The organism is Akkermansia sp. KLE1798 (genome assembly GCF_001580195.1).
GTDB lineage: Bacteria > Verrucomicrobiota > Verrucomicrobiia > Verrucomicrobiales > Akkermansiaceae > Akkermansia > Akkermansia biwaensis.
On record NZ_KQ971069.1, the window covers coordinates 12168 to 38428 of the forward strand.

37 protein-coding genes are annotated in these 26261 nt (G+C 60.9%); 23 read left to right on the forward strand and 14 right to left on the reverse strand.

All coding sequences use genetic code 11. From position 1 onward, the window contains the following. Nucleotides 1–793 precede the first annotated feature (793 nt). The gene (locus tag HMPREF3039_RS02035; RefSeq protein WP_147550244.1) at nt 794–1024 is read left to right on the forward strand and encodes a hypothetical protein; all 231 of its coding nucleotides are present in this window, start codon (nt 794–796) and stop codon (nt 1022–1024) included. Between the two features lie 62 nt (nt 1025–1086). On the opposite strand, the gene HMPREF3039_RS13495 is transcribed toward HMPREF3039_RS02035, so the two are convergent. The 13 genes from HMPREF3039_RS13495 to HMPREF3039_RS14020 form a co-directional block, all read right to left on the reverse strand. Further along, nucleotides 1087–1389, reverse strand: coding sequence for a hypothetical protein (locus tag HMPREF3039_RS13495; protein WP_147550247.1), 303 nt, complete (start codon nt 1387–1389; stop codon nt 1087–1089). After that, on the reverse strand, nt 1382–2017 hold the full coding sequence (locus tag HMPREF3039_RS02040; protein WP_067573219.1) for a hypothetical protein: 636 nt from the start codon (nt 2015–2017) through the stop codon (nt 1382–1384). Before HMPREF3039_RS02040 ends, HMPREF3039_RS13495 begins: the two co-directional genes overlap by 8 nt. Next, nucleotides 2014–2142, reverse strand: coding sequence for a hypothetical protein (locus HMPREF3039_RS14455; protein WP_257227041.1), 129 nt, complete (start codon nt 2140–2142; stop codon nt 2014–2016). Before HMPREF3039_RS14455 ends, HMPREF3039_RS02040 begins: the two co-directional genes overlap by 4 nt. A 55-nt stretch (nt 2143–2197) precedes the next feature. Beyond that, nucleotides 2198–2722 carry a host-nuclease inhibitor Gam family protein gene (locus tag HMPREF3039_RS02050; RefSeq protein ID WP_067573223.1) on the reverse strand — a complete coding sequence of 175 codons (525 nt, stop codon included), beginning with the start codon at nt 2720–2722 and terminating at the stop codon, nt 2198–2200. 259 nt (nt 2723–2981) lie between these two features. Continuing rightward, a complete protein-coding gene (locus HMPREF3039_RS02060; protein WP_067573227.1) occupies nt 2982–3248 on the reverse strand; it encodes a hypothetical protein in 267 nt (88 codons plus the stop codon). 236 nt (nt 3249–3484) lie between these two features. Beyond that, complete coding sequence (locus HMPREF3039_RS14270) at nt 3485–3763, reverse strand: hypothetical protein (protein ID WP_067573229.1); 279 nt, start codon at nt 3761–3763, stop codon at nt 3485–3487. Next, on the reverse strand, nt 3760–4044 hold the full coding sequence (locus tag HMPREF3039_RS02070) for a hypothetical protein (RefSeq protein ID WP_067573231.1): 285 nt from the start codon (nt 4042–4044) through the stop codon (nt 3760–3762). The genes HMPREF3039_RS14270 and HMPREF3039_RS02070 overlap by 4 nt, the downstream gene beginning before the upstream one ends. 19 nt (nt 4045–4063) lie before the next feature. Further along, nucleotides 4064–4414, reverse strand: a complete 351-nt coding sequence (locus HMPREF3039_RS02075; RefSeq protein ID WP_067573233.1) for a hypothetical protein — start codon at nt 4412–4414, stop codon at nt 4064–4066. A 16-nt stretch (nt 4415–4430) separates the two neighbouring features. After that, complete coding sequence (locus tag HMPREF3039_RS02080) at nt 4431–4733, reverse strand: hypothetical protein (RefSeq protein WP_067573235.1); 303 nt, start codon at nt 4731–4733, stop codon at nt 4431–4433. Further along, complete coding sequence (locus HMPREF3039_RS02085) at nt 4726–5766, reverse strand: AAA family ATPase (RefSeq protein ID WP_067573237.1); 1041 nt, start codon at nt 5764–5766, stop codon at nt 4726–4728. The genes HMPREF3039_RS02080 and HMPREF3039_RS02085 overlap by 8 nt, the downstream gene beginning before the upstream one ends. A 23-nt stretch (nt 5767–5789) precedes the next feature. Further along, entirely contained in the window at nt 5790–7703 is a 1914-nt protein-coding gene (locus tag HMPREF3039_RS02090) for a hypothetical protein (RefSeq protein ID WP_156473589.1), read from the reverse strand. A 115-nt stretch (nt 7704–7818) separates the two neighbouring features. Beyond that, nucleotides 7819–8613, reverse strand: a complete 795-nt coding sequence (locus tag HMPREF3039_RS02095) for a hypothetical protein (RefSeq protein ID WP_067573241.1) — start codon at nt 8611–8613, stop codon at nt 7819–7821. 249 nt (nt 8614–8862) lie between these two features. Next, nucleotides 8863–9027, reverse strand: coding sequence for a hypothetical protein (locus tag HMPREF3039_RS14020; RefSeq protein ID WP_156469867.1), 165 nt, complete (start codon nt 9025–9027; stop codon nt 8863–8865). 174 nt (nt 9028–9201) lie between these two features. Here HMPREF3039_RS14020 and HMPREF3039_RS13245 point away from each other — a divergent pair, with 174 nt between their 5' ends. From HMPREF3039_RS13245 to HMPREF3039_RS13505, 17 genes are all read left to right on the forward strand, one after another. After that, nucleotides 9202–9660, forward strand: a complete 459-nt coding sequence (locus HMPREF3039_RS13245) for a helix-turn-helix domain-containing protein (protein ID WP_082770292.1) — start codon at nt 9202–9204, stop codon at nt 9658–9660. A 6-nt stretch (nt 9661–9666) separates the two neighbouring features. Beyond that, nucleotides 9667–9999: a hypothetical protein gene (locus tag HMPREF3039_RS02105; RefSeq protein WP_147550265.1), complete on the forward strand. Its 333-nt coding sequence runs from the start codon at nt 9667–9669 to the stop codon at nt 9997–9999. 159 nt (nt 10000–10158) lie between these two features. After that, nucleotides 10159–10845, forward strand: a complete 687-nt coding sequence (locus HMPREF3039_RS02110; protein ID WP_197457202.1) for a DNA-methyltransferase — start codon at nt 10159–10161, stop codon at nt 10843–10845. Nucleotides 10846–10933: 88 nt separating this feature from the next. Then, nucleotides 10934–11191 carry an excisionase family DNA-binding protein gene (locus tag HMPREF3039_RS02115; RefSeq protein ID WP_067573249.1) on the forward strand — a complete coding sequence of 86 codons (258 nt, stop codon included), beginning with the start codon at nt 10934–10936 and terminating at the stop codon, nt 11189–11191. Nucleotides 11192–11260: 69 nt separating this feature from the next. Continuing rightward, on the forward strand, nt 11261–11923 hold the full coding sequence (locus tag HMPREF3039_RS02120) for a hypothetical protein (RefSeq protein ID WP_067573251.1): 663 nt from the start codon (nt 11261–11263) through the stop codon (nt 11921–11923). Nucleotides 11924–11961: 38 nt separating this feature from the next. Continuing rightward, on the forward strand, nt 11962–12564 hold the full coding sequence (locus HMPREF3039_RS02125; protein ID WP_067573253.1) for a M15 family metallopeptidase: 603 nt from the start codon (nt 11962–11964) through the stop codon (nt 12562–12564). A 2-nt stretch (nt 12565–12566) separates the two neighbouring features. Next, nucleotides 12567–12887, forward strand: coding sequence for a hypothetical protein (locus tag HMPREF3039_RS02130; protein ID WP_067573255.1), 321 nt, complete (start codon nt 12567–12569; stop codon nt 12885–12887). Beyond that, entirely contained in the window at nt 12884–13141 is a 258-nt protein-coding gene (locus HMPREF3039_RS02135) for a hypothetical protein (protein ID WP_067573257.1), read from the forward strand. The genes HMPREF3039_RS02130 and HMPREF3039_RS02135 overlap by 4 nt, the downstream gene beginning before the upstream one ends. Nucleotides 13142–13223: 82 nt before the next feature. After that, nucleotides 13224–13721, forward strand: coding sequence for a DUF3486 family protein (locus HMPREF3039_RS02140; RefSeq protein WP_067982831.1), 498 nt, complete (start codon nt 13224–13226; stop codon nt 13719–13721). Nucleotides 13722–13773: 52 nt separating this feature from the next. Next, complete coding sequence (locus HMPREF3039_RS02145) at nt 13774–15228, forward strand: terminase large subunit domain-containing protein (protein WP_067573262.1); 1455 nt, start codon at nt 13774–13776, stop codon at nt 15226–15228. A 1-nt stretch (nt 15229) separates the two neighbouring features. After that, nucleotides 15230–16984 carry a phage portal protein family protein gene (locus HMPREF3039_RS02150; RefSeq protein ID WP_067982833.1) on the forward strand — a complete coding sequence of 585 codons (1755 nt, stop codon included), beginning with the start codon at nt 15230–15232 and terminating at the stop codon, nt 16982–16984. Beyond that, nucleotides 16981–18240 carry a hypothetical protein gene (locus HMPREF3039_RS02155; RefSeq protein WP_067573267.1) on the forward strand — a complete coding sequence of 420 codons (1260 nt, stop codon included), beginning with the start codon at nt 16981–16983 and terminating at the stop codon, nt 18238–18240. The genes HMPREF3039_RS02150 and HMPREF3039_RS02155 overlap by 4 nt, the downstream gene beginning before the upstream one ends. 72 nt (nt 18241–18312) lie before the next feature. Then, nucleotides 18313–18747 carry a hypothetical protein gene (locus HMPREF3039_RS02160; protein ID WP_067573269.1) on the forward strand — a complete coding sequence of 145 codons (435 nt, stop codon included), beginning with the start codon at nt 18313–18315 and terminating at the stop codon, nt 18745–18747. Nucleotides 18748–18780: 33 nt separating this feature from the next. Beyond that, on the forward strand, nt 18781–19749 hold the full coding sequence (locus HMPREF3039_RS02165; RefSeq protein ID WP_067573271.1) for a hypothetical protein: 969 nt from the start codon (nt 18781–18783) through the stop codon (nt 19747–19749). A gap of 73 nt (nt 19750–19822) precedes the next feature. Further along, nucleotides 19823–20350: a hypothetical protein gene (locus HMPREF3039_RS02170; RefSeq protein WP_067982835.1), complete on the forward strand. Its 528-nt coding sequence runs from the start codon at nt 19823–19825 to the stop codon at nt 20348–20350. Between the two features lie 50 nt (nt 20351–20400). Beyond that, nucleotides 20401–20874 carry a phage protein Gp36 family protein gene (locus tag HMPREF3039_RS02175; protein WP_067573275.1) on the forward strand — a complete coding sequence of 158 codons (474 nt, stop codon included), beginning with the start codon at nt 20401–20403 and terminating at the stop codon, nt 20872–20874. Between the two features lie 708 nt (nt 20875–21582). Beyond that, nucleotides 21583–22332: a hypothetical protein gene (locus HMPREF3039_RS13505; RefSeq protein ID WP_147550268.1), complete on the forward strand. Its 750-nt coding sequence runs from the start codon at nt 21583–21585 to the stop codon at nt 22330–22332. A 4-nt stretch (nt 22333–22336) separates the two neighbouring features. On the opposite strand, the gene HMPREF3039_RS13510 is transcribed toward HMPREF3039_RS13505, so the two are convergent. Continuing rightward, nucleotides 22337–22570 carry a hypothetical protein gene (locus HMPREF3039_RS13510; RefSeq protein WP_147550270.1) on the reverse strand — a complete coding sequence of 78 codons (234 nt, stop codon included), beginning with the start codon at nt 22568–22570 and terminating at the stop codon, nt 22337–22339. Between the two features lie 20 nt (nt 22571–22590). Here HMPREF3039_RS13510 and HMPREF3039_RS02185 point away from each other — a divergent pair, with 20 nt between their 5' ends. From HMPREF3039_RS02185 to HMPREF3039_RS02205, 5 genes are all read left to right on the forward strand, one after another. After that, nucleotides 22591–23229 carry a hypothetical protein gene (locus tag HMPREF3039_RS02185; RefSeq protein ID WP_067573278.1) on the forward strand — a complete coding sequence of 213 codons (639 nt, stop codon included), beginning with the start codon at nt 22591–22593 and terminating at the stop codon, nt 23227–23229. A gap of 87 nt (nt 23230–23316) precedes the next feature. After that, nucleotides 23317–23712 carry a hypothetical protein gene (locus HMPREF3039_RS02190; RefSeq protein WP_147550273.1) on the forward strand — a complete coding sequence of 132 codons (396 nt, stop codon included), beginning with the start codon at nt 23317–23319 and terminating at the stop codon, nt 23710–23712. Nucleotides 23713–23737: 25 nt separating this feature from the next. Then, nucleotides 23738–23953 carry a hypothetical protein gene (locus HMPREF3039_RS02195; protein ID WP_067573282.1) on the forward strand — a complete coding sequence of 72 codons (216 nt, stop codon included), beginning with the start codon at nt 23738–23740 and terminating at the stop codon, nt 23951–23953. 49 nt (nt 23954–24002) lie between these two features. Next, a complete protein-coding gene (locus HMPREF3039_RS02200; protein ID WP_067573284.1) occupies nt 24003–24584 on the forward strand; it encodes a hypothetical protein in 582 nt (193 codons plus the stop codon). A 68-nt stretch (nt 24585–24652) separates the two neighbouring features. Next, nucleotides 24653–26261 (forward strand): hypothetical protein (locus tag HMPREF3039_RS02205; RefSeq protein WP_197457875.1); only part of this gene is annotated, 1609 nt, incomplete at its 3' end.

Consider the following 26261-nt stretch of genomic DNA (forward strand, 5'->3'; position numbering starts at 1 on the left):
TCGCACCCTCACGGGTGCGTGGATTGAAACAACCGCACCCCGCGGGAGTCGATAATCACCTGAGGGACGACAGGATAGTTGATCAGTGTTGAATTAAGGTTGAAATCCGTTGGAAGCTTGAAAACAAAAGAGGTTGCAAGCGATGCCGAGCACAAGTAGGTATCTGATCAAAACGGAGGGCAAAACACGGGTCAATGACAAGTATCTGATCAAAACGAATCACCCAGGAAAGATCTATGCAGATGGTGTGCAGACGCCCTGCACAGATATGGGTCCACGCTGCAAGAAATCGAAATCGCCAAGGATTACCCGACGAAAAATTAAAAATGTCCGGATAGACTGGACTGTGAGGTTAATCAGAGCGATGTGTCGGTCATGGACGACAACATCACATCGAGACTAATCAATTATCATCAACAACGCCGGGACCTCATGGACCTGCTCAATGATGCCATAGACAAATTGCATGCCATGCGATTGAGGGATGAGGACGACGTCACTGCTAAAGCGTGCGAGGATATTGCGGAGAGGTCAGGTAAGATAAAGGACCTATTGGATGGACTATAACATCCGGCAGGGCAACTCAAAAAAAGGCCGCCAGGGATAACCTGACGGCCTGAATTGCTTATAGGGGCTGTTGTCTATAATGCTTTTGTTTCAATCCACGCCTCTGTGAGGGAGCGAAAAGGCCGGGCGTGATCACCTGGCGGCAAGTGAACCTCCGTTGCATAGGGGATGAAACCCGGTTGCAATGATGTTGCAGAAGTGGTGTAAACTGGATGAAATAGCAACCATGTCTGACACAGAAACACCCATCGTAGTGACGCCGATCCCCGTGTACGGATCAGTCACTGTTATATCTCCGCAGGACCAAGGCAAAGAACATCCCCAGACCTATCATCTGCGGGAGTCAGCCATTGCGCTGATGTGGTCCACCCGCCAGGGTCATGAAATAACAGCATGGGTGCGGGATGTGCTCAACAACGTATGGATTGTGATCAGGAATGAAGAGGAAGATGATTGAAATGAAAAAGGCCGCCAGGAACTACCTGGCGGCCTGAAATGGCGTGATGTACTAATAGGTGGTCAGGACGCGAGCTTATCCGCATAATAACCAACCATGCTGTAATGATCGCGCAACTCACGCTCGGTGACATAAGTGCCTCCGGGATGAGCAATATACTTAACCATCCAGTAATCGCCACTGCCGCAGGGATTAATCTTGCGAAGTAACTTGCCGGATGTGCATCGCTGATTGAGTCCATGACCATAGGGCACCACAACCGTCATGCCTACCGCCCACTCAGTAACCGCTGTGCGATTAAGAGGAACATGGGGGGAGCGATCCATCCCGTCCGGCCAAGTGAGCGGATAGTCAGGATTACTCATGACTGCACCTCCCCTGGTTGTACTTGCGGGCGGTCATATCCCAGTTAGCCTCCAGAGCTGAGCGGTGGCGCTCAAGAGGGACAGCCCCGACATGATCAGCCAGCTTGCCGGGCGGCATCGTGCGAGGATCCGCGTGCGGCTCGTAGGTCTCTTGACCGGTCTCTGAGGCCATCTTGCGGGCATCCGAGCGTCCACGGTTGATGATGGTGTACATCAGGTACTGGACATGCTCCACGGCAGCATGATCTCGCAGGGTATTGTACACAGTCCGACCTGTGCAGGATAGATGCAGTTGGTCGCGCACAATAGCCGCCAGATAGTCCAGCGCTGTCTCATAGCGCTGCATGGCATCACGCAGGTTGTGAATAGCCTTGTCCATCTCCGTCCAAGTCCGGTTCTTGAGGGGAGCCTCGCCCAGGTAGGAGGCCAGCCTATTATATATAGGCACGTAGTGCTCTTGGGTGGCCTTGGTCAGTGACTCGGTGACACCTGTGGCAGCCCAAATCTCGTCATGCCGCCAATCCGTCAGAGACGGTAGGGGGCAGCCCTGGGACTGGATGCGCTTGTAGGCCTTGCCGGCCATAATGGAGAGTACGGTGATCTGTCGCTTGGTAAGTGGCTTGCTCATATGACGATGGATGGATTGTTGTTGTCCTTGGGCTGATAGGGCTTGGGGTGTTGCAGGGCCTTGATCAGCTGCTGGCGCTGTGCGGGAGTCAGATGGATCAGTGTTGCAGTGCTTGCTCCGCGCACCGATCCTGTCGTGATAGTCAGGACGACATGGTTATCAATGTAGACTACCTCCATCTCAGTCATCGCGCTGGGTGCTCCTCTCTACGTAAAACGTCTCTACCTGCTCAATCTTAAGCCCCAGCTTGGCAAGCTTGTGGGGCTTGACATGCTGGCGGATTGCCTCCTTATCCGGGGTCACCTTGGTGACCAGGTACACCTTACGGCGAGTGGTCTTAAGCAGCTGCACTACCTTAGCCCATGTCCAGCCATTGGCGGGCTTGAGGCTGGGCTGGCCCAGGCGGTAGCCGTAAGTGGTCAGGGCGGTGGTGCCGGACTTGCGTCCCTTGGCAAACAACTCCTCACGGCGAGGAGCAGCCCATTGCTCAGCCATCTTGGTGAGGCGGTCAATATCCTTGGTCAGCTCACTGATCCTGGGATCATGATCCGTGAGGACTTTTTGCATGGCAGCCTCCTTGGCTGCCTGCAAGGTATCCAGCTCGACGCCCTTGCGGGCGATGTCGTCCAGGGTCTGGCAGAATTCGGCCCGATCCTTGATGACCTGTTGGTCGGTTGCCTTGGTTGTTGTGCGCGTCTTGCTCATCTCTATCGGTGTGTGGGGTTAATCCTGTAGTAAATCAAACATCTCATTGAGCCTGAACCTTATATCATCAAGATCATCTATAAGATCATCATAAGTGGTAACTAAATCCATAATGGATAACTCGTTATCAGTAACGATGTTTGATGGATCAAGACGAGCTAAATCCGTAGATCCCACCCTGTTGTAAATGGTTGCGGTCTCGGTCAGTAACTCCTTAGCGCGGATCTCGCGCCTATTAATGTAGGCCATATTATATTAATTATTTGTGGTTGTGAGTCTTATTGAGTTGCTTGCGCTTGCGGGCTACCATAGATACGACATCCTGCCAAGTGAGGTCGGGCGTCTGTAGCCATGTGTAGAATTTAGCGCCGTCCACCGGGACATAGCGCTCTCCCAGCTGCTCCAGCCGGATGGCTATCATGCCCGGCCAGTGTGGGTCGTAGATAGTCCAGTAGTTGCCGGCTCCGGCAAATCTGGACAGCTGCATGCTGATCAGCGTGCATAGGGTCTCTGGATCGTAGGTCATGGCTGGTCAATGTACATGTAGATGGGAGGGACGGCGTGTCCGAGGGACCTTGTTGGTCAGTCTGTGGATTATATCGTCTGAGGCGTGATAATCGCCGCAATTGGCGCGGTATGTCTCCGGACCGAGGGCCTTGGCCAGGGCTTGCCGGCACTCCGGGCAGACCGCATAGGTCTGCCCGTACCGCTGGGTGATCTCCAGGCGGGCGTGCCGGTGGTAATAGCAGTAGATGGGATCAGTCATGACGGCTGGCCCTCCTCCCTTGGTAAATCCGCATCCACAAGATCGGCAAACCGCCTAAATGCCTGTATCGCATGATAGGGATTAAGGGCGGCAGGCATACCGGGCACCAGCAGGGTGTTGGTCTCATGATCATGAGTAGCCCATGTGCTGACGGCAGTCCTGAGCTTACGGCTACCCTTGGGCGCACGGGCAATAGCCAACGCTCCGTCCGGTACTTGCCGCCCAAATTCAATTATGCCGCTTAGCCAGCAATAAGCATAGGTGTACTCCATCATTGCTCGCCCTCCCGGTTACGGTTGATCGCGTCAATCATCACCTTGCCGATGGCGTCGGTGTTGCGGGTGATGATCTCCTTGAGCAGCGTGGCGACACGGGAGGCCGGTGTCTCGTGATCGGCCTCCTGGAGAGTCTCACTCCAGATGGCCAGTCCGGTCTTGCCCTTGTCCGTAAGTACGTCCTCGATGTGCAATACATACTTGCTCCCCTTGGGAGCCGGCTTGATGTCGGGCGCTTGCTGCCGCCCGTCCTGCTGATGGTTAATGTTGGTGCTGTACATGATAGTGGTGGATTAGTGGTTAATGATTGATGGCGGATGGCTCGTCCTCGGACGGGCCGACGGTGATGTTATCGACGACCTTGGTCATCATGAGGGCATCCAAATGGGCGATGGCCAGATTGAGCGAGTCGTAGTCCGTCTTGCTCAGGATGGCCACATTGAGGTGGTTGATCCGGTCAACGTGGATCTGTTGCGTTACATAGAGTGATGACCGATAACTGGACCATTGCTCGTCGCTCAGCTTGGGGATGAGTGACGTCGCCAGGTAGTGGTGAGTGTCGACGATGGCATTAAGGGCGGCCAGGCGGAGGACCACATATCGGGAGCCTCCCATGACCACGATGCTGTACTTGATGGTCTTCTTGCTCATGTTGGGAGGGGGGTGGTTAAACGTTGTCCTGGGCGAGCATGGCCTCGCGCAGCAGGACAACGTCCTGCAGGAGCTGAGGCAGCAGCTCGGCGGCATCGGTGAGGGCCTGATGGATATCGCCCAGGTCGACCGGATCGGTCGTGCCAATGGCTCCCCATGTTGACAGCGCCGTACTGACATGGGCGGCCAGTTGCGGTATGCCGCCGCCAAATCTTATGGCGGCGAGGGTCTCTTGTGGGATTGTGATGGCGCCCACGATTGTCTTGTTGTTGGTGTCTTGTTGCATGATGATAATAATTAATATTAAGGTGTTACACATGGGCCGGCATCTTGCCGGCCTGCATCTCGTCCAGCTTGCGCACGGCTGCCAGGTAGTAATCCCAGGTAAGGTCCACCCCGGCATTGTTGGCGGCCTCCAGTCCCTTGCGCAAGCGCTTGGTGGTCTTGCCAAATCCATATATATTGGCCTGCTGCTTGAGAGCGGCCAGCATGGCACGACTGGGAGTCGGATAGCCGTAATAAGTCCAGAGGGTCTCCAGGTCACGGGTCTCGATGTGATCCGGGAGGCGGTAGATATTGGAGGCTCCTCGCTTGGAGGTCTGCTCCAGGATGCCTTGCCACTTGTCGTTATGCTCTACGTACTCGGCCAGGACGGGCGTGCCCACCAGGAGCATGCCGCACTGGGTCTCGTCGTACAGCTCGCGCAGCTGCTCAATGCCCTTGCGGCCGGTCTTGTCGCTGTCCAGCGCGTGGTGTATCTCGTCGACGATGAGCAGGTGCTCCGGAGTCAATCGGTTGACGATCTTGGAAATTTGAAATTCCGTATTGCCTTTGACCGACAAGCCTAATTGAGCGGCAATGCGGTAGAGCAGCCGTCCCGGACTGGTGACTACCGGGCAGCGCACCAGGATGACCGTGCCGGGGTGACGTCGGCGGTACTCCTTGAGCGCCCAGGTCTTGCCCCACTGCGTCTTGCCCACCAGCATGGAGGCGTATTGGTTGACGTGGGTCAGCTCGGCAATCTGCATCACGTACCTGGAGAGAGCCGTCTCGATAAACGGACCATCCGAGGTTGATTGCTGTCGCAAGAGCAGCACGCCGCACAGGTCATCAAGCCTGGCCAGATGTGGACCGGCCGGAGATTGGTAGTTACCAATCAGCAGGCGGTGCATCACCGTCGTACTCACGGGGAGCTTGTCGGACAGCGTGCGCAGAGTCCACTGATGCTCGACGGCGTAGTTGATCAGGTCCGTAAGCATCTTCTTGTGGCCCTGCTTGTAGGGCGTTTCTGGGATGCGGTCCAGATACCTGCTCAGGTCAGCGTCATTATTGATTTTGGTAATGTCGTCCATCTATTATATTGGGGTTGTTGTGTTTACAAAAATCTTACATCGGGCAGGTCGTGGGGCAGCTCGTCGTCATTGCTGCCGTTGGCGGGGATGAGGCTGATGTCCGGCATGGACTCGGCCGCCGCCGTGGCAGCCCTGGCCACGGCCCGCTTATCGGCAGGCGTGGGGGTGAGGCTGTAGGCCTGGGCGTACTCGGATATCGTCACCGGCTCTCCCTCTATTACCCTGCGGTTGTGCTCACGGGCGCGGACAATATCCGCCTCCGTGGAGGCTCCTATAATGCGGGCATACTCCAGCTGCTGCTCCCGGCGTCCGGCCGCCTTGCCCATGGCCTGCTCCACGGCGTGCGTGTCGGCCGTGCAGACCCTCCGCACGAGGGCTGCAGTGCCGATGATGCGGCCGTCCTGACCGCACACAAAGAGCTGATTGGCATCGTAGGGATTGACGTAGCCCTGGTACTTGCCGGGGGCCAGCTCCCGGCGCGCTCCGTCGGGAGTAACCACGCGGGCCTCGTAGATCAGCTCCTCGTCCCGGATATCCTTGTTGCGCATGCGGATGTAAGCGCTGGCCACCTTGATGGGCCGGGCCATCTCCATGCCCAGGATCTGGCAGATGCACCAAGCGGGCAGTTTGATGAGATTATTACCCTTGGCCTCCTCGTAGTCCCAGGCCTCGGCGGGACTCATGCGGCGGCGGCGCACCAGGTCGGCCCCGGTCTCGCAGGCATTGCGGACGATCGTCTGGGCGATGGCGGGATCAACCTCCCCGGACGGAGTCCAGGGGGAGGAAGCGGAAAGCCTCATCTCCTCGACGGTGTACCCGCAGCGCTCCCAGCCCTCCAGCTTGTGAGTGGTCCTGGCATTGATATCGCGGACGATCTTGGTCAGCTCGTGGCTCAGCTCGTCCATGGTCAGCATGTAGTGCTTGATCTGGCCGGCACGCTCCGCAGGTAGCTTGTCTGCCGCCTTGATGAGCTGATCCTCCGCCCGCGCCAGACCGTGGAGGGTTTCCGGGGGCGTGCGATCATGTCCGGTTGCACCCGGCAGGTGGCTGACTCGGTTGTGCTGCAGGTTGTGATAGGACTCCAGGGGGGCCTTGTGGCGCGGGTTGCCCACGCCCCGGCCGCCGTGGCCCTGCTTGAGGGTCTGGCGCACACCTCCGATGCCGGAGCGGTCCACCTTGATCAGACCGCCGCTGGCGTGGTAGAGCAGCTCCTCCAGCTCCTTGCTGATGGCCGCCGTCCCGTTTTCCACCACGAGGGTGGTGCCTCGTGGGGAGTACCCGACAGTGGCACCCCACAGGGCCAGGATGCAGCGCATGTCGCGCTGGTTGAGGTGGATCATCTTGCCCGTCTCCTCGTCGCGGCGGCGGATTTTTTGGCCCCACGCCACGCGCTTGCCCGTAAGGTACTCCAGCACGCCAAGCTGCAGGGGTTGCCCCTTGTCGCGACCGGCCAACACCAACAGGTCGAGCCACACGTCGTCAAACATGAAATGACTGCCCAGCCAGAGTCCCTCGCGGGTGGCCAGCACCTGGGCCAGCTGGGGTGCGGCGGCACGGATGCCCTGCTTGAGGGCCACCGTCTCCAGGGACTGGGGGGCGAGCCGCTGCAGGTTGCGCAGGCTCCAGCCCTCCGGGATGCGCGGCCAGCCCGGCCAGTCCTCATAACCGGGGATGGTCTTGCGCCGCTGGCTCCAATCCTGGAGGAGCTGGAGGTGGGCGGTAGGCACTCCCCCCTTGCGCTGGCACTGGATACAGCGCTCGTGCCAGTCGGCCAAAAATCTGGGCAGCGTGGTCCTGCTGCGGGCCTGCTGCTTGCGGTAGCGGCGGTCCACCAGAGATAGCGGGTCCTCGCCGGCGGCGCGCCACGCCTCGTACCAGCGGCGCATGGACACGGCGGAGATGCCACACAAGGCCGCCGCCTCGTCAATGGCCCTCATCTTGAGGCCGCGACAGGCGCTGGCCTCCTTGATGCGCTTGCAGGCCGCATAGAGGGCGAGCGCCTTATCCCGCTCCAGCAGCGGCAGATTGTCCATGATGTGGTTGCCCATCATATTAGAGTGTAATTGTGTCGTTAACTATGCCGTCCATCGTGCCCTTGACACGCTGATCGTCGATGTCGGACACCTTGCGGGAGTAAGTGGCCAGGGCCTCGGCAAACAGCTCGCGCTCCTGGACACGCAGTAGGTTGACGTAGCCGCGGTCGACGTAAGTGCCCAGCTGCTTAAGCAGCATGGCCGCGTCCTGCTCGGCCTGGTGGCGTCGGCGCTCCATCTCCTCGTCGCCTGGGTTGATGGCGGCCAGGTCATTGGCCAGCTTGTCCATGGGGGCGAGGGCGGTGGGGCCTTGTGGATTGCCGGAGCCGGTAAAGCCGATGTGGCGCACGTCGTGGGTGGTCTGCTTGCGAGAGGCGATTACACCGAGGTTAAGCATCATTTGGCGGGGCGTCTCGGCCCCGTCGGTCGCCTTGGCCACCAGCTCCGGAGGTGCGGCAGGAGATGTCCGGTCATCCAGGGTGGTGTCCAGCTGGGTAGCCTCAGTGGCTGACAGGCGGGCCTTGGCCGCCTTGTAACAGCGCATGTAGCGGTTGGCTGTACGCTGATCAAAATTCAAATTCGACACATGTGTCGAATTTGGGGATGCCCTAAATAATTGTCCCCACTCACCACGATCCGTTGCTGCCTTGAGCTCCACCAGCAGTTTGCCCAGCTTGAGGCCTGCCATCACGGCATTGCGTCCGGCACATGCCGCCATCTCGGCCTGGGCCTGGGCGTAGCGGTGCAGGCGGTTGGCCTCGCTGACGTCCAACGCCACACGTGTCTCGGCGGGTATGGATAAGTAATTGCTCATAGTTGATCGTTGTTAAGATATTGTGCTAGTGCGGCTCGGAGCTTAATGATAGCGGTGTCCTGGATGGACCAGATCATCCTGTCGGATGGCCCCATGTAATGAGCCAACTCAGGGTGGGTCAAAGGTCCGTCGTGATGTACCTGGTAATGGCGGCGTACCTCCGGCACACTCCACATGGCTCCCCAGATAGCCCACTCCTCCTCGGTCATGGGCGCGTCCATGTCTACCGGCTTATCATCCATCGTGGTGTCACCTCTCTAGCACGGGCAGGATGGCAGTGCGCGGGTCCTTAACGCCGTCGCGCACCTGGCGCTCCTCCGCATCCAGATACCACCCCCCTGCCTTGACCATTCCCAGGATTGCCAGGAACATGACTGCTATGGCGGCAACGATATTGGCGAAGGTTCTCAGCATCGTTACTTGCTCCTCCTCATCCTTGTTAATCTGCGATAAGGCAGTGCCTCAACTTTGGCTGTTAGGCGTTTAGAAGCACGACGCCCCGTCAGCACCATATAAAGATGTTGTCGAGACACACCTAGAAATAAGGCAGCATCACTGATAGTCCATCCCTTTGCCAGTAGACGCTGTATGGCGGTCGGCTCTTGTGTTGTTGAAATCATTATGTTAGATGTTTGTTTTGTAACGCGTGACTGCGTTACTCGTTACAAGAACGAATTAACATCTGTGTTAACTTATATGCAAGAAAAAAGTTTACAGCTAGGGCAATTTTCCAAGCGCCTAAAATATGCAATTAAGCAGAAAAGAATAACACAGAGAGAGTTAGCGCAACGTGTGAATATTTCGCCTGTAACAATATCTCGCTACATGTCATTAGATGTGCAAACACCAGGAGCGTGGGAACTATACAGGATTGCTAATGCTCTGGATGTGTCGATGGAGTGGTTATTAACTGGTGATAATCCTCCTAATGCTACTAAGTGGCAACAACGAGCAACTATTGCCGAAGCAAAATTAGAATCATTCAAACTAGGCCTACGCAATTTAACTGAGACAGTTTCTTCATTAACTCAAATAATTACAGATTAAATGGTTATGAATAATATTTTCCGATTTGTTGTAATTGTTGTAGGGATTATGCTTGTTATCACGACTGGAATAATTGCGTATTATTTGCATACCCTCTCGGCTGATATCCAGTACATCCACGAGCTAAATAAGCAGGAAATCTACAAAACATATAAGCAAGAGTATGAATATCAATGCAAGAGGTTCTACTTGTTTTCTGACGGCAAAATAGATTATCTTGATAAGTTTATGCAAGATGGCTGGCAGGTTTGCTCGTTTGTGGGGGTTGTACATGATGCTGACAGGACCAGAGGAGGAGAGGGGCATGTCTATGTTGTCTTACGTCGACCTCAATCCTGATTAACGTATGACACAGCGCAACATCCTGATCATAAATTTTATACATCCAACAATCATAACAAATTTATAATAAATTTGTTGCGTCGTTAGAGGCGTAGCTTGCGCGAGCTATACTCTGGCTCGATGACCAACACACATACCATGTTACATGGGGACTGCATGTCCCTGATGTCTACCATGCCGGACGGCTCCTACGATGCCGTGATTACTGATCCTCCCTACGCTACCGGAGGGACGTCCAGCGCCGCCAGGGCGCAGGATCCACGCGTCAAGTATCAGTCCTCCACAGCCCTCAAGTATTACCCGACGTTTGCCAATGACTGCCGTGACCAGCGCACCCACCTGATGTGGTCCGTGCGCTGGATGGAGCAGGCCCTGCGTCTGACTCGTCCCGGCGGCTGGCTGATGGTATTTAGCGATTGGCGTCAACTGCCTATCACATCGGACGCCTTGCAGATTGCCGGCTGGACCTGGAGAGGGATCATCCCCTGGGACAAGACGGAGTGCTGCCGCCCTCAGCTGGGGACGTATCGCAACCAGGCCGAGTACGTGCTGACCGCCACACGGGGAGGGATTGACAAGTCCGTGAGGCTATGCCCTCCGGGCGTGGTGCGCGAGCCGATCCGCGCCAGGGACAAGCTGCACCTGACCGGCAAGCCGGTCCCGGTAATGGAGCACCTCATGACCATCCTGCCGGCGGGATCCCGCATCCTGGACCCGTTTGCCGGCAGCGGCACCACGCTGGTGGCCGCCCGCAACAAGGGCCACACGGCCGTGGGCATTGAGCTGTCGTCCGACTACCACCGCATCGCCACCGACCGTCTCGGTCTGGTACTGCCTGCCTGACTTCCCGCACGCCCCCTGCAGATACCCTGCAGGGGGATTTTTTTGCCGCCGATTAGAGACGGCGGCAAAATGTGGTAAGGTCATAGGCATGGACGACAAGACAATCGCACAATGGTCCGCCGGTCCCCGCTGCACGGTAGCGGAGGCGGCGGAGTTGCTGGGCACCTCCACTCAGACAGTAAGGCGCATGGTGCGGCTGGGACAGCTCATCGCATGGCGGCCCAACCCGGTGGGCCGCAAGATGCTGCTCTACCGTCTCCAGGTGGAGGCCATGAGCGAGACAACCCAGCACAGCGCGGTCAACCAGGCGCGCCTGCTGCAGACGACCTTTAATTTTTATAACTAATTTGCGCCAAATAAATTGTAAGCAACAAGCGCAATAGAGAAAGTGCATCACGTGGGCTAAAGTGTCCCCATGAGCAACGATCCATCTCTTGTTGATAATACTGCTGGTGCGCATGACGATGTCCCGGCCCCGGGTGGGGCCGGGAACACCGCCGCCTCCAAGACTCCCTGGTACCTGTCCTACATCCTGTGGACCAACATAGCCGCTCTGCTGTCCATGCTGCTGCCCTCGGTGCGCGACTGGCTGGCGAGCAACCCCGTCGAATTTACGACCGCTCTTGGCGCGGTCAACGTCCTGCTGCAGTTTATAAGCGGCGGCAAATACCAGCTTACCGGAGAGGACGGCCAGAGTGGCCAGTCCGGCAATCCGGCCGGCGTCCTCCCTCGCCCTGTTGCCACGGGGGCGGACGCCACATCCCCCGTGGAGGACCGGAGTCAGGATCCCAATCAGGATCCGTCGTCCATGTCCCCTAGCTCCGGCTCCTCCTCCCCCTTGTCCGGATCCGGCCGCCTGATGCTCGTCCTGGGCGCGCTGATGGTCCTGCTTGGCGGCTCCTGCAGCAGCACGGATGCGGACCCGATAGCCACCAGCGTAGCTCTTACCGACGGCCAGGTAGTAGTCATCCGTGGCGGCTCCTCCCTGGTCGTGGACCGCACGGAGCACAAGCTGCTCTGGTCCCAGGCCGCCCCGGAGGTAGTTGTAGCCCCTGTAGTCCAAGCCACCTCCAAGTAAGCGGACTATTAACTATTACCTATTAACTCTTAACTATCATGATCTACGCGGAGTTACAACAAGACACGCTCGCCTGGCAGCGCGCCCTCAAATTTGCCGGGATGTACCGGGGCAAGCTGGACGGCCTCACCGGCCCGCTGACCCGCGAGGCGGCCGCCCAATGGCGCGAGAGCCACAAGCAGCTCCAAACCCGCTACGGACGGCTGGACAAGCGCACGGAGGATAACCTGCTCACCCTCCAACCCCTGGCCGCGCTCAAGGTGCGCCAGATGATGACGGCACTGCGAGCCCTCGGAGACTGGCGTCTCATCTGCGGCCTGCGCACCTACGACGAGCAGGACAAGCTCTACGCCAAGCGTCCCAGGGTCACCAACGCCAGGGGAGGCCAGAGCATGCACAATTTTGGGGTTGCGGCCGACGTCTGCCTGTTTAGGGACGGGGTCGACATCTGGGCACCCAGCGAGGGGCCTAACTCCATCTACAAGCCCGTGGCGGTCCTGGCTCGCCAGCTGGGCCTGGTATGGGGCGGAGCCTGGCGCACCCCCTACGATCCAGGACACGTCCAGCTGGGCGAGCTGTCCACGGCCACCCTCCATCACGCTTACACCACCGGGTCCGCCACGCTGGCCCAACTGCTCTGATCATGATCACCCAACTCATAGCAGACGCCGCCGCAGGCGTATCTCCGGAGGTTGTCGGAGGCATCATCGTGGCCGTCTTGGGAGCCTCCGGCGGCTGGTATGCTAAGGGCAGATTGTCCTCACAGTCAGACAGTGACACCAAGCGCGTCTACCTGGAGGACAAATTTGCCACCCGCGAGGAGGTCGCGGAGCTCAAGGCCCTCCACGCCAAGACCACGGACGACCTGCACAAGCGCCTCAACGGCATCACCGTCAAGCTCAACGAGATGGCCGGCACCCTTACGCTGATGATCGATATCCTCAAGACCCGCAAATCCTTATGACCACACGCGCCAATATCAAGATCACCGTCCTGCAGGTGCTCGACCGTCTGCCCGCCGGCTACCCCCAGAGGGTGTCCGCCCTCCGGGCCGAGGTGTCCCTGGCCCTGTCTCCGAGCCCCGGCACGGCAGATATCGACCTGGCCATCCAGGAGCTGGAGGCCCTGCGGATGATCACCTCCACCACCTGCATCCTCACCGGGGAGCGCAAGTACGCCATCACCGACGCCGGCCGCGTCCAGTTATCACAGATATGACCATCCACGATACCATCGTCACCGTTGCCTCCCTGGCCTTGATGGCCTGGATCGTCTACATCGTCTACCGCCACTAAACTCCATGCTCCGCAAGCCCAGACCAGACAGCGTGATCGGCTCCCAGCTGCCGCCCGTCATCAAGGACGACGTGGACGCCATGTTGTTTGGCGGCTCCTCCTACAAGGACGTCCAGGAGCGCCTGGCCGAGGACGGCATCACGCTGAGCCAGGAGGCCATCCGCCGCTACTACCACTCCCAAATCCTGCCGGCGCGCCTGGCCCGGCAGAACAAGACGGCCGAGGAGCTCAACAAGATATCCGTCGACGGCGTGGACGAGGCAACGATGCGAGCCATCCGCTCCGCCGCCCTGGACCTGGCCGCCTCCCCGTCCTGCGACCCCAAGGCATTGAGCATCCTTGTGGGGCTCATCCTCAAGGCCGAGCAACTGGCCCAGGACAAGCGCCGCCTCAAGATACTGGAGGCCAAGGCCGCCCAGGCCGACGCCGCCAAGCAGGTCACCCAGTCCACCCTCACCCCGGAAGAGCGCGACCGCAAGCTGCGCAGCATCTTTGGATGCTGAGGCATCCGGTTAATAGGTAACAGTTAATAGTTAATAACAACTCAACTCTCCAATGTCCTCCTCTCTGATCACAACGCCGCTGGAGCTGCTGCTGCCCTACCAGGCGCAGTGGGTGGCGGACGAGAGCCGCTTTAAGGCCGGCATCTGGAGCCGTCAGAGCGGCAAGGATTTTTCCACCGCGGCGGAGGCGGTGAGGGATGCGATGGTCCGGGCCAAGACCACCTGGATGATTGCGGCTCCCTCCGAGCGCCAGGCCATGGAGTCGCTCTCCAAGTGCAAGGAGTGGGCTGAGGCTTTTTCCATTGCCCTGGCCGCCGAGGAGATTGAGCGCCAGGACGGCCCCAACACGCTGCTCAAGTCCGGCTCCATCACGTTTGCCAATGGTTCCCGGATCCTGGCCGTGCCGGGCCGTCCGGATACCGTGCGAGGATTTAGCGCTAACTTAGTATTAACGGAGTTTGCATTTTTCGAGGACCCCGATGCGACATGGCGTGCTGTCCTGCCCTCCATCACCAACCCCCTGCGCGGGGGTGAAAAAAAGGTCCGCCTCATTACTACCCCCAACGGCAAGACCGGGCGTGGCGCCAGGACGTACAAGATCATCAACGACAACCTGATCCATCCCAGGGAGGGCCGCAAGCAGCACTGGTCCTGCCATGTGGTAACGATTGCCAAGGCGGTGGAGGATGGGCTGCCCATCGACATTGATGAACTGCGGGAATCCCTAGACGACCCCATTGGCTGGGCGCAGGAGTACATGTGCGAATTTCTCGACTCGTCCAACGTGCTGCTGCCCTACGACCTGATCGCCACGGCGGAGTCGGCCAGTGCCACAGTGTCCTGCGACCCGGCCATCTACCTGGGCAACAAGCTGGACCTGCGCCTGGGCATCGACTTTGGCCGCACCAACGACCCGACGGTCTGCTGGACGCTGGAGCGGGTGGGAGACGTGCTGGTCACCCGCGAGGTGCTGGTGCTGCGCAACATGTCCGTGCCCGACCAGATGGAGGTGTTGAGGCACCGCATCAAGGCCGCTCGCCGGGTGTGCTACGACTATACGGGCGTGGGGATTGGCATGGGCGACGTGCTGGTCAAGGAGTTTGGGCGCTGGCATCCGGAGGGCCACGAGTTTGGCAAAATCGAATTGTGCACGTTTACGACGGCCTTTAAGAGATTGATTTTCCCACGCTTACGACAGGCCTTTGAGTCTCCCTGCCGTGTCCGCATCCCGATCGACGTGGAGGTGCGCGAGGACCTGCACGCCATGCAGCAGATCTTTAGAGGCACGGATTACACCTACGAGGCCCCTCACACCAGAGAGGGCCACTCCGACCGCTGCACGGCCCTGGCTCTGGCCCTGCGCGCCGCCGACGGCCACGTGCAACACCACCTCCCGGCTCCAGGCAGCAGCCGCATCATCAAGGGTGCCGGCCTGTTTGGCGGCCGCTCCCACGGCTCTCTCTTTGGCGGCCGTCCCTCCCTCAACCGCTTAATGGCAGCAGCATAGTATGATCAGACGACTCTACAACTACATCCTCCACCGCAAGCCCCATGCAGAGGGCGTGCAGAGGTCGCTCACGACTCCCGACAATCCCTCCCAGGACAGCAGGCCGGGCATGTTTGGATTTTTGCCCTTGTCCGAGCTGGACAAGGAGCGCCGCCGCCAGATTGAGCGCGTCTGCCCGCTGGACTACCTGAGCGTGGACACGGTGCGCCGCTGCCTGCAGGAGTGCCAGCTGGGAGCCTATGCTGAGCAGCAGTGGATCTGGGAGCAGATGGAGCAATACGATCCGATGCTGCTGACCTGCCTCACCAAGAGGGACGACGCTCTGGACAAGTACGACTGGTCCATCACCGTCAAGCCCGATCTGGACGACCGCGACAGCCTGCTGGCTGAGGCTCAGCAGCGCACCATTACCGACCTCTGCAACGCCATCGTCAACATGGACGAGGCCATCACCGCCTTGTCCCAGGCGTCCCGCCGCCACTACAAATTCTTGCAACCTTACGCCGACAGCGATGGGCTGCATCTGCTGCCTATCGACAACTGGCTGATGTGCCGGGACGGCTACCGTGGGGCATGGGGCTACAACCCCAACGCCCAGTTTGGCCGTTACCGGGGTGAGACTTTGCCCGTCCCGTTGGACGACCTCATCCTGCGCCTGCATCCCCGGCCCATCGACATGCCAGCCCAGATGCTGGTACTCAACCGCAGCACCACACTTGCCCAGTGGGACGTCTTCTTGGAGCATCTGGGCACTCCTCCGGCGTTTTTTGTCCTCCCGGCGGATTGCTCGGAGGACCTGCGCCAGCTATACATTCAGGCGGCGGCCAGGATGCTGTCCGCCGCCACCGGCGTCATCGACCATGGTGCCGACATCAAGTCCGTCCCTGTGTCCCAGACGAGCGTCGACCTGTTTGACCGCCGCTACAAGGTAGCCACCGAGGAGATCGCCATGCTGACCACGGCCGGCAAGCTGACCGTGATGACCGAGTCGGGCTCCGGCACGCTGGCGGGGGGAGCCCAGGCCGACGGGTTTGCCGACTGGGCGGCGGGCGAATCGTCCTCCATCGCCACCGTGCTGACGGCCCAGCTGGTCAACCGGGTGCTCGACGAGTACCACCCCGGCCAGCCGCACCTGGTGGAATTCACGCTCTCGTGCGTGGACAAGACCACGCCGGACAAGGAGATTGCCAACGCGGCCGCCCTGCGCGCCGCCGGCTACGACATCGACGACGCCGAGGTCAGCGAGCGCACCGGCTGGCAGGTGACTGCCGGGGTATCCTCCTCCCAGCTCTACGCCATCAAGGCCGCCGGCTACGTGCCCCAGCAGCAGACCATGGAGGGTGTCGTCAAGATGCCCCTGCAGCCCGCCCCCCAGGAGACGCCCTACACGCTCAACTCCCGCCGCCGCGACGCCCTCACCACCCTGGCTCTGCACCGCAGCACCACGCTCTGGGAGCCGGCCCGCCGCCGGCTGGAGGAGGTGGTCGCCCACCGTCTCCGGGACATCGACGAGCGCCTGGAGCGGGTCACGCTGGAGCTGCTGCCCCTCTCCCCGGAGGAGCAGGCCCAGCTGGCCCTGATGCTGCAGGTGCCCGGAGAGGAGGAGATCGTCTCCACGGCACTCCAGATTGCCCGACGCCTCCAGGTGGCCCGTGACGAGGGGAGACGCCGCGCGGCGGCCATTGACCCGTCTCTTGCCACATCCACCCCTGCACGACCCCTGCACGGCGCAAATTCAGCCAAATCCGATATATGAGCAGCTACCGAGACAGATACATTGCCCGCGGCATCCCCCCATTTGACCCCTCCTCCTGCGCTCCGTACCCCGTCGGACAGGTCCCGCAGGCCGGCTGGTACCTGATTGAGCCGGCCGGCACCTACACCATCCCGGTGCCCGACACCTCCATCGCCCCGGACAAGCGCTGGGACGTGGACGAGGTCATCGACGAGGCAGCCCTGCAGGATATCTGCGAGTCCTATGACCCCGCCGTCAACGGCGGCAACGGCATCCAGGTCAACAACGACCACCTCTACCTGCGCACGACCGGCGACAACCCGGCCCTGGGCTGGTGCAAGGCTCTGGACTACGGGCAAGTAGATGGCCGCCTCTACCAGGCCGCCTACATCGCCTGGGTGGACGACGCCCACCGCGACCTTAACCAGGGCAAGTACTGGGCCTACAGCACCGAGTACAAGCTGGCCGACTACCAACAGGCATACAAGGACGGCTACAGACCGACGCGCCTGTCCGGCCTGGCCGTCACCAACAACCCGGACCACGAGGCCCAGCCGGGCATCATCCGCCAATCCGCTGCCGGCGACGTGGTCGTCCACAGCCGCAGCATGAGCATCTCTCATCACCACAATAACATGAGTACACAACAACGACACCAACGGGTCCTGCACTCCGAGGGCACCGCCCCCGGAGATGAGGACAAGAACAAGGTCAACGATACCAACACCAACTCCGACAATCCCCCTCCGTCCAACACGGAGGAGGAAAAGAAGAAGGAAGAGGCGGCCGATACGACTAACACCAACAACGACGACAACGACGAAACCAACTGCAACTCCGAGGACGAGGGCTGGCTTGGCATCTGCAACGAGATTGCCAAGGTGCTCAACCTCTCCGAGACCGCAACAGGCGACGACATCCTCAAGGCCGTCACCGACCTCAAGACGGACTTTGACTTGCTCAAGCAGCAGGCCGCCGAGTCCGGCTCCGCCACCCAGGCCCACAGCAAGGCTCCCCTCACGCGCCAGCTGCACAACAACCAGGGCGGCCGGCGCATGGACAGCAAGATCACTCCCGCCGGAGTAGTCACCCACCGCACGCCGGAGGGCAAGGCCGTCCAGATCCCGCAGAGCGACGTCGATCTGGTGGCCCATTGCCGCAAGGCGGTGGACGCCGAGGTAACCAAGCACGGCCGTGCCCTGACCCCCGGCGAGTACGATCGCGCCTGGTCCAGGGCGGCCGAGGAATTCGCCGGGCGGCGGCGAGGTAACAGTTAACAGGTAATAGTTAACAGTATCGTTACCATCCATCAATAACTATTAACTCTTAACCATTAACTATTAAATAACATGATTATCAAGCAGACTCCCGTGCTGCGCCGCGACTGGCCGGCCGGCACCACCGGCACCGACAAGAGCGAGGGCAAATTCGCCAAGCTCTCCGCAGACGGCAAGACCATGTCCCTGGTGACCTCCGCCACCGACATCCCCGATGGTGTTGTCAGCAACCCTGACGGACGCGACGGAGCCGACGGCAACGGCGGCGACCTGATCCTCCAGTCCCATCCGGGCATCGTCCAGGCGCGCCTCAACGAGACGCCCGGCACGATTGAGACCGGCACCGACTTGGCGCTGTGCGCCGATGCCACCGTCAAGGCGGCCACCGGCGCAGCCGGCGAGGTTGTCGTGGCCAGGTCCCTGGCCCCCAATACCAGCGGCCAGGGCGACTGCCTCCACGAGGTCATCCTCGTCGCCCGTCCGGCCGCCACTGCCGCCAAGGCCTAACTATTAACTCTTACCTATTAATTATTACATAGCATGAGTACATCCGCAACCTACGCCGTCAACCTGCCGCTGACCAACTACATTGTCGGCTGGTACGGCACCCAGACCCACGACCCGGCTCGCTTTCTCGCGCCGGGAGTCAAGGCCCCCGGCCTGCTGACCACCTACAAGCGCTACCTGCGACAGGACGCGTTTGCCACATCCGACACCCGCCGCCCCATGTACGACTCGCCCCGTACCATCGACATCCGTGGCGAGGACGTCCCGGTGATGCTGGAGGAGCACGTCCTCAAGATCGGCATTGACGACCGCGAGCTGCTCGGAGCGGTGGACGAGGAGGTCTACCGCAACAGCCTGCGCCAGTCCAAGACCCGCGCGCTGGCACGGCACATGCTCATCTCCCACAACAAGGAGGTGTTTGACTACGCCAACAGCGTCATCCCCGGCATCACGTCGGTGGATGGCATCACGGAGGCCAATAAGTGGAGCGACCGCTCCAAGCCCGTGGTCAGCATCCTGACCAGTCTCATCAACAAATTCGCCGTCAACAACGGCGTCTACCCCAACCGCATCCTGACCACACGCGACATCTGGGCGGACATCCAGGCCAACACGGAGGTCCAGTCCATGATGGGTGAGATGGGCCGCAAGGTCCTCACGCCGGAGACGCTCCTGGAGCTCATCGGCCTGCAGGGCGACGACATCCCGCCGGTCAAGGTCATGCGCACCATCGCCTCCTACAATCCGGGAGGAGTGGGCGGAGCAGAGGTGGACAACGTCAACGTCGTGGGCAACAACATCTACCTGTTTTACGCTGACGACAACCCGTCCCTGGATGACATCTCCGCGCTCAAGACCCTTAACCTCGCGGGAGATGACATGTACAGCACGGTGGAGACCTACCGCGACGAGGACATCTCCACGGAGTGGCTGCGCGTGCGCGGCCATCACAAGGTGGTGTTTGCCGCCCCGTCGGCCATGATGCGCATGCAGATTGCCTGATGCGGTTTTTCCGCCGCCTCCGGGCGGCGGAAAACAAAGACAAAATACTAACGACCAAAGACTAAATATTATTATGGCAATCGTCCAATCAACCAAGACCAACAAGGCCGCCGCTCCTCAGGCTCCCGCCCAGGAGATGACCCCCACCAATACCGACCAGGACCAGACCACGCCGCCCGTGGAGGATACCGCTGCCGAGGTATCCACACCGGAGCCTGCAGCCGGTCCCGCCCGTCAACCTGCCGTAGAGCCCTCCGCTCCCGCCGCCAAGGGTGACAGTGACTGCCCGGCGACAGGGGACGATCCCGGCCGCAACATGACCACTCACGAGTATGATGCCCTGCATGGCTCCGCCAAGACCCTGGAGCCATACGCAGCCTCCTTGCGTCCCATCCAGGACGGCCTGACTCCCAGACAGGAGATCACAGCCATCATCGCCGGGGGAGTGATCAGCGGCATCCTGGCCCGGACCAAGCCCTACGAGATGCTCGACCTGCGCAAGGCTGCCGAGGCCATCGGCATGTGTGACACGCTCGTCGATATGATCCTGCACCTCGACGATCCCGCCCCGGTGGGAGATGAGTTAACAGGTAATAGTTAACAGGTAACAGTATAAGACTATTAACTAATCACTATTAACTATTAACTGATATGCTCCACTGGATCACATTGACGGCGGACATGCTCACGGAGGTCATCGACCGCGCCGAGCTGGAGGCCATCACGGCCGCCGACACGAAGGGCACCGTCGTGCCCGGCATCATCCAGGACGTGACGGCAGCCGTGCGCGAGGCCATCGCGGGCAACGCCGCCAATGTGATGGACCTGCAGAGCGACACCACCATCCCGCGCACGCTCAAGCCGGAGGCCCTGGACATGATCGCCTGGCGTCTGCTCAAGCGGTTTGCGGTCTCGGTCTCCGAGGACCGGGATAAGGCCAACACAGCCGCCCACGAGCGGCTGGAGGCCGTCCGGGCCGGCACCCACCGGGTGATCGCTCCGGACGGCCGCATGCCCGTGCCTCCCGGCAAGCGTCCCTACGTCCAGGGACCGCGTCCCGCCTACGGCTCCGGAGCGCCGGGGTTGTTCCCGTCCCCTGGACGGGGGCGCGGGAACAAATACTAAAGACGATGCCCCTGACGGGGCAAAGATCAAAGACAAAAACATTTAGTAATTTATAAATCCATGCCAAGTCCCTCAGAGTTGATGCAATCCAAGGTCACGGTGCCTGCTGCCGGCATGTCGTCGGCAGACTGGGACGGCGTGGATCCGGACATCCGGGAGCGCTCCTACTGGACAGCCAGGGAGGGGTGTTATGCCCGCGTGCAGGGATTTAGGGATCGCTCCCAGGGGATCGTGGATGGCAATCTGTCCGAGGCCGACGCTCTGCGCGAGGTCCGCGCGATGCTGCGTGCCACCGGCTACCGTCCGGAGCCGGGCACGGAGGGCACCATCCAGGACCTCAACTCTGATGCCCGCCAGCGCCTGATCCTGGATACCAACGTAGCCATGGTTCAGGGCAAGGCCTACCGGGACTCCATGATGGGGTCGATTGCTTACCCGGCCCAGCGCCTGGTGCGCGAGCGCTACAGCCGACAGCCCAGGGACTGGGCCGCCCGCTGGAGGGAGGCGGCCGCCGCCGTCAACTACGAGGGCGTGGCCACCGACGGCTCCCACATTGCACTACTGACCTCGCCCATCTGGCGCAAGCTCAGCCGGTTTGACCTGCCGTACCCGCCCTATGACTATAATAGTGGGATGGGAGTGGATCCGGTCGATTACGAGGAGGCTCAGCGCCACGGCCTGGTTATCCCGGAGGCGACGATTGAGGGGATGGATAACGAGTCGCTCAACGCCAGCCTGGAGGCGTCCGTCGCCAGGATGGACGGCGACCTGCAGCAGGCATTTGCCAGAGCGTTGGCGGATTGTGTGGAGGTGGAGGGAGACCGCGTCTACTACACCGACCCCAACGGCACACGCCCGGTACACTGGAGCGAGGCCGGGCGTGTGATCTGCGGGCAGCGCCCTCCCGTCATCCCGGACACCCAGGCCCGCGCCGTCGTCAAATTTGTGGAGGACCAGCGCAAATTTGACCGGGCGCAGCGCGGCGTCCAGGGTTACGCCACCCAGGAGGAGTGGGACGCCCTCTACGATGCCGTCAACCGCATCAGGCCCACCGACGTCCGGGAGAGCGGCACGCTCTACCGGGGCATGTCCATCGACTCTAACAACGCCGACCAATTCCTGGATCGTATCAAGCGCGACGGCTACCAGGCATTACCCACCAAGATGGTGGACAGCTGGTCGCGCACGGAGGAGACGGCGCAGCGGTTTGCGGCCGGCGGCAAGCCGGGCAACGAGAGGATCATCCTGGTCAACGAGGACTACCGCTCCGGCCACCGCATCGACACCATCGTCCGCACTCTCCAGGAGCAGAGGCGGCTCGTCAACAAGACCGACCAGCATCCCCATACCAATGAGAGCGAGGTGCTGATCATGCAGGGCGTGCGCCACAGAGTCAACAAGATCGTCCGGGGGAGGGACGGTACACCCACCTACGTCTATGTCAGCGAGCAGCAATAACAGATCAACCCTTACGCCGGAGATGGCGGTTCTGGCGGCCGTTGCCATTGCGGCCGCCTACAAACGGTCTGGCCGGCTGCCAGCCCTGGGCTCGTGCCCGGCTTTCCCAGTCGGACGCCTCCGGCCGGGCAGTGGTGGCTGCAGCATCGCGCGGTCTGGCCAGCTCCTTGAGCCACCAGCGCAGGTCGCGGTTACTGATCTTGCCGTCCATCCCACTCATGTCCCTCTTATGCCTCAACCCTTAACCGATGTCAACTCATGATCAAGCTCCACGTCGATGTGATAGGCCTCAACCGGCTCCCCCTGGCTCCAGCCATCCGCACGGAGATGGTGGCCGACGTGGCCAGGGCCGCCCGCCAGGCGGTGCGGGATAGTTTCCAAGGCATGGTCGACCGCACCCAGTCCCAGGGATTCTGGGGCGCGGCCAAGCGATCGGTCAATCCTCCCGTCATCCGGGACAACAAGGCCACCATTGATATCACCCACATCGGCGTGCGCCTGCAGTGGCTGGGCGGCACCGTCAAGCCCTCCGGCCGCAAGTCGGAGGTGACCGGCCGCCGCATCAAGAGCCTGCTCATCCCGTTCAGGGATTCCCCCTTGCGCCGGCGCTCCCTGGCCAGCCTCCACATCCCGGAGGATGAGGTCATGGTGCTGGGCGACGTCGATACCGGCAGCGCCATCCTGGCCCGCGTCAAGCAGCGCAAGCGCCGCAATAAGGACGGCCACTACCAGGACGTCACACCGCTTGGTGCCCTGGTCAAGTCCGCTACCATCCCGGCCCATCCGGAGGTGATGCCCTCCCGCGAGCAGATGCGCGAGTATGCCGTGCACGCCGCCACCCTGGTCCTCAACCGCCTCCTGGCCCAGGCCGACGACAACTCAACACTCAACTCTTAACTCTCTAATCTCCACACAATGGACAAGGATTACAAGCTCGCCGAGCATCTCATCGCCCACCTGCAGCAGGACGAGGTCCTGGCCGCCATGGTGTGCCCCACCGTGTGGGACGACCAGGACCAGGTGGATGCCATCAACCGCTCGGCCATCGGCCAGCCCGGCAGCGTGGCCGTCACGCCGGCCGGCTACGTGCCCCTCCTGGAGATGGGCGTCGATGCGCCGATGGTGCGCATGCACGCCGTGCTGGCCGTGAGCTGCTTTGCCCGGACAGCCGGGATGCCCGGAGGCATGCCGCCTCTGCGCTGTCTGTCCGGCATGGTCGGGCAGGCGCTGCATGCCGTGCGCCTGTGGGACCCGGTTGTCGACCGCGTCTGCTACGACATGCCCTCCGTAGCCTCTGTCGAGGACTACGACATGACCAAGAGCAAGCTCACCGGCTACCGGGGCCGCGCCGTCATCCTGTACGCCCCCGTCAATTTTTGATCATCCTTACCCACAACATACAACCATGGCTAAGACCAATACCACAACCAACAACACAGATACGACCAGCCCAACTCCGCAGGCTCCCGCCCAGCAGGAGGCGCTGGTGTTAGTCCGCGTGACCAGGACGGGCACGCTCATCAACGGCGCTTATGGGCGAGCAGGAGCAGTCACCAGAGTCACGGCCGCTCAGGCCAAAGCCCTGGAGGAGGCCAAGCTGGCCGTCCGCATCGGCGTATAACCGCCAACACCATCAACTATTAACCATTAACTATTAACTAATCACTAACATGTCTAGAATTATCATCCCCGGCCTGATCATCGGCTCCCTGGTGCACATCGCCAAATTCGGAGCCGCCATCGGCACTGGCGACCAGGCCAAGACCGTGTCTGCAGACTGGCTGCCCGTCCCTCCAACCGACGAGGCCCCCGGTCCCTGGCTCTACATGGGCAAGATCCGCACCAGCAACCCTCAGATTGAGCCCAAGACATCCGAGATTGAGGGCACCAACAAGGGCGGCACCTACGAGACCGAGGAGATGCTGTTAACCACCAAGCGCAAATTCCTGTTCTCGTCCAATTACATCACCCCTGAATTCTTGCAATTGTCCTTTGGACTCCGCGAGGACTGGGGCACCGAGCAGGTGGTCTTTGACTCCGGCTCTCCGCAGATCGACGTCTACGTCTACACCGAGTGGACCGACGCCTATCGAGACGGAGCCAAGATCATGAGCGCCTGCATGCAGGGACGCCTGCGCCTGGTCAACCCGGCCAAGGCGGCCTCGGATCCGGCTCTGGCCGAATTCGAGCTCTCGGTCGTCCACAACCAGCTCTGCAAGCTCACGCCCGACGCTGACTATTCGGTCGTTTAAGCGCCACTTCCTCCCGGCGTCATCGCCGGGAGGATCCACTCTCAACTCACCACCCTCCACACTGATATATGGATATCCTCATTGACCTGGCCACCATGGCCGTCATGCTCCCCTCCGGCGTGCCGCTCACCGACCTGTCCCTGGTGCGCGGGGACAAGCTGCCTCTGCGCGTCTCCCTGCTCGACGATGGCACGCCCGTCACTCCCTCCGGCACACGGCCGGCCCTGGCCGTCAAGACCGCCCTGGGCGACGACACCCTGGTACTGGCCGCCACCAATCTGGAGCCGGTCGATGACGCCCTGGGTGCGGCCTATGTCGGCAGTCTGTCGGTCAACACGACCCAGCTGGTTGCGGCCATGGGGAGTGCCGAGAGCATCGACCTGGTCGGAGAGCTGGTCCTCATGGCCGGAGACGGATCCCAGCGCACCTCGTCGCTGATCAGAGTGGCAGTGCGCCAGGATATCATGCCGGCAGACGTCGTCCCTCCGGAGGACGTCGTCGCCAACTGGGAGGAGATGGTGGCCGCATCCCTGGCCGCCCAGCTGCCGGATGTACTGGACGGCGCTCTGCAAGAGCGCGGCATGCACGTGGACCCCGTTACCGGATCGTCCACCCTTACCACCGGAGAGGCCGAGACTCCCACGGTCATGGCCTGCTACGCAATGGAGTGGGGAGACGAGCTGCTGGCCGGCCACTTGACCGATCAATGCCGCCTGCGCAGCGTGACCATGACCTATTACACAGACACGGGATTGCTTGATCATCACTGGCTGCGCATCTGGCGGTTGGAGAGCGACAAGTATGTCGTGGCCGGGGTAGCTCCCGCCGTAGCTCTCCCTGCCAATAACCAGCCCATGACCTGGGATTTTACACCCGGCGTCCCTCTGCGGCGGGGGGACAAGATCATGCTGGAGATATGTGCCGGCCCGGACGCGGATCATCTGACCACTCACGAGCTGGGCGTCCATGCCGTCATCACGGCGGCCAAGGATGGCCGGGGCATCGCCTCCGCCGTCAGTTATCCGCCCGTCATCACGCAAGCCACCATAGCCCCCGTGCTGTCCGTCACGGTTGATTACGACGACGGAGTGATGGTGGGTGGTACGGAGCTTGCCACCGCCGCCCAGATGCAGGGGCTGGGCAATGATGTCCGTACAGCCTCCGCAGACGCCCAGGCTGCGGCTACGGCGGCCACCACGGCCCGCAACCAGGCGCAGACGGCGGCCACCAATGCGGGGACATCCGCCACCAGCGCGGCCAGTTCCGCCACCGCGGCCCAGCAGGCCCTGGCCGCCATCCCGCAGGTGGATGCTGAAGGCAACATGACGCTGGCCGGAGGGATTGCTCTTTCCGCTGGGCAAAAAATTACATTGAGTAACGGAGGAGCAACGATTTACGCCAGCTCAAACAGTGCCGTTGTCCATGTTTCTGCGCTTGCTTCCTCCGGGGAAATATCCGGCAATGTCGTTAATTGCAACAGGGTTGCCGCCTCTACTCTGTCCATCACCACGGCGGCTACTTTTGGAGGCACGATCAATGCCAACGGGGGGATTAATATTCCGGTAGCGCCATCCACTGACACGGAGGCGGCCAGATACAGGGAGGTGCGTCTGCTTCACGAGATGGAGTTTTCCGCGTTGCGTACCTATTTCAATTCTTCCAATCCTTTTTCCTGGG

Coding starts and splice junctions, on each gene's coding strand:
- HMPREF3039_RS02035 (WP_147550244.1), top strand. CDS start 794: ATGTCTGACACAGAAACACCCATCGTAGTGACGCCGATCCCCGTGTAC.
- HMPREF3039_RS13495 (WP_147550247.1), bottom strand. CDS start 1,389: ATGAGTAATCCTGACTATCCGCTCACTTGGCCGGACGGGATGGATCGC.
- HMPREF3039_RS02040 (WP_067573219.1), bottom strand. CDS start 2,017: ATGAGCAAGCCACTTACCAAGCGACAGATCACCGTACTCTCCATTATG.
- HMPREF3039_RS02050 (WP_067573223.1), bottom strand. CDS start 2,722: ATGAGCAAGACGCGCACAACAACCAAGGCAACCGACCAACAGGTCATC.
- HMPREF3039_RS02060 (WP_067573227.1), bottom strand. CDS start 3,248: ATGACCTACGATCCAGAGACCCTATGCACGCTGATCAGCATGCAGCTG.
- HMPREF3039_RS14270 (WP_067573229.1), bottom strand. CDS start 3,763: ATGATGGAGTACACCTATGCTTATTGCTGGCTAAGCGGCATAATTGAA.
- HMPREF3039_RS02070 (WP_067573231.1), bottom strand. CDS start 4,044: ATGTACAGCACCAACATTAACCATCAGCAGGACGGGCGGCAGCAAGCG.
- HMPREF3039_RS02075 (WP_067573233.1), bottom strand. CDS start 4,414: ATGAGCAAGAAGACCATCAAGTACAGCATCGTGGTCATGGGAGGCTCC.
- HMPREF3039_RS02080 (WP_067573235.1), bottom strand. CDS start 4,733: ATGTGTAACACCTTAATATTAATTATTATCATCATGCAACAAGACACC.
- HMPREF3039_RS02085 (WP_067573237.1), bottom strand. CDS start 5,766: ATGGACGACATTACCAAAATCAATAATGACGCTGACCTGAGCAGGTAT.
- HMPREF3039_RS02090 (WP_156473589.1), bottom strand. CDS start 7,703: ATGAGGGCCATTGACGAGGCGGCGGCCTTGTGTGGCATCTCCGCCGTG.
- HMPREF3039_RS02095 (WP_067573241.1), bottom strand. CDS start 8,613: ATGAGCAATTACTTATCCATACCCGCCGAGACACGTGTGGCGTTGGAC.
- HMPREF3039_RS14020 (WP_156469867.1), bottom strand. CDS start 9,027: ATGCTGAGAACCTTCGCCAATATCGTTGCCGCCATAGCAGTCATGTTC.
- HMPREF3039_RS13245 (WP_082770292.1), top strand. CDS start 9,202: ATGGCGGTCGGCTCTTGTGTTGTTGAAATCATTATGTTAGATGTTTGT.
- HMPREF3039_RS02105 (WP_147550265.1), top strand. CDS start 9,667: ATGAATAATATTTTCCGATTTGTTGTAATTGTTGTAGGGATTATGCTT.
- HMPREF3039_RS02110 (WP_197457202.1), top strand. CDS start 10,159: ATGTCCCTGATGTCTACCATGCCGGACGGCTCCTACGATGCCGTGATT.
- HMPREF3039_RS02115 (WP_067573249.1), top strand. CDS start 10,934: ATGGACGACAAGACAATCGCACAATGGTCCGCCGGTCCCCGCTGCACG.
- HMPREF3039_RS02120 (WP_067573251.1), top strand. CDS start 11,261: ATGAGCAACGATCCATCTCTTGTTGATAATACTGCTGGTGCGCATGAC.
- HMPREF3039_RS02125 (WP_067573253.1), top strand. CDS start 11,962: ATGATCTACGCGGAGTTACAACAAGACACGCTCGCCTGGCAGCGCGCC.
- HMPREF3039_RS02130 (WP_067573255.1), top strand. CDS start 12,567: ATGATCACCCAACTCATAGCAGACGCCGCCGCAGGCGTATCTCCGGAG.
- HMPREF3039_RS02135 (WP_067573257.1), top strand. CDS start 12,884: ATGACCACACGCGCCAATATCAAGATCACCGTCCTGCAGGTGCTCGAC.
- HMPREF3039_RS02140 (WP_067982831.1), top strand. CDS start 13,224: ATGCTCCGCAAGCCCAGACCAGACAGCGTGATCGGCTCCCAGCTGCCG.
- HMPREF3039_RS02145 (WP_067573262.1), top strand. CDS start 13,774: ATGTCCTCCTCTCTGATCACAACGCCGCTGGAGCTGCTGCTGCCCTAC.
- HMPREF3039_RS02150 (WP_067982833.1), top strand. CDS start 15,230: ATGATCAGACGACTCTACAACTACATCCTCCACCGCAAGCCCCATGCA.
- HMPREF3039_RS02155 (WP_067573267.1), top strand. CDS start 16,981: ATGAGCAGCTACCGAGACAGATACATTGCCCGCGGCATCCCCCCATTT.
- HMPREF3039_RS02160 (WP_067573269.1), top strand. CDS start 18,313: ATGATTATCAAGCAGACTCCCGTGCTGCGCCGCGACTGGCCGGCCGGC.
- HMPREF3039_RS02165 (WP_067573271.1), top strand. CDS start 18,781: ATGAGTACATCCGCAACCTACGCCGTCAACCTGCCGCTGACCAACTAC.
- HMPREF3039_RS02170 (WP_067982835.1), top strand. CDS start 19,823: ATGGCAATCGTCCAATCAACCAAGACCAACAAGGCCGCCGCTCCTCAG.
- HMPREF3039_RS02175 (WP_067573275.1), top strand. CDS start 20,401: ATGCTCCACTGGATCACATTGACGGCGGACATGCTCACGGAGGTCATC.
- HMPREF3039_RS13505 (WP_147550268.1), top strand. CDS start 21,583: ATGGATAACGAGTCGCTCAACGCCAGCCTGGAGGCGTCCGTCGCCAGG.
- HMPREF3039_RS02185 (WP_067573278.1), top strand. CDS start 22,591: ATGATCAAGCTCCACGTCGATGTGATAGGCCTCAACCGGCTCCCCCTG.
- HMPREF3039_RS02190 (WP_147550273.1), top strand. CDS start 23,317: ATGGTGTGCCCCACCGTGTGGGACGACCAGGACCAGGTGGATGCCATC.
- HMPREF3039_RS02195 (WP_067573282.1), top strand. CDS start 23,738: ATGGCTAAGACCAATACCACAACCAACAACACAGATACGACCAGCCCA.
- HMPREF3039_RS02200 (WP_067573284.1), top strand. CDS start 24,003: ATGTCTAGAATTATCATCCCCGGCCTGATCATCGGCTCCCTGGTGCAC.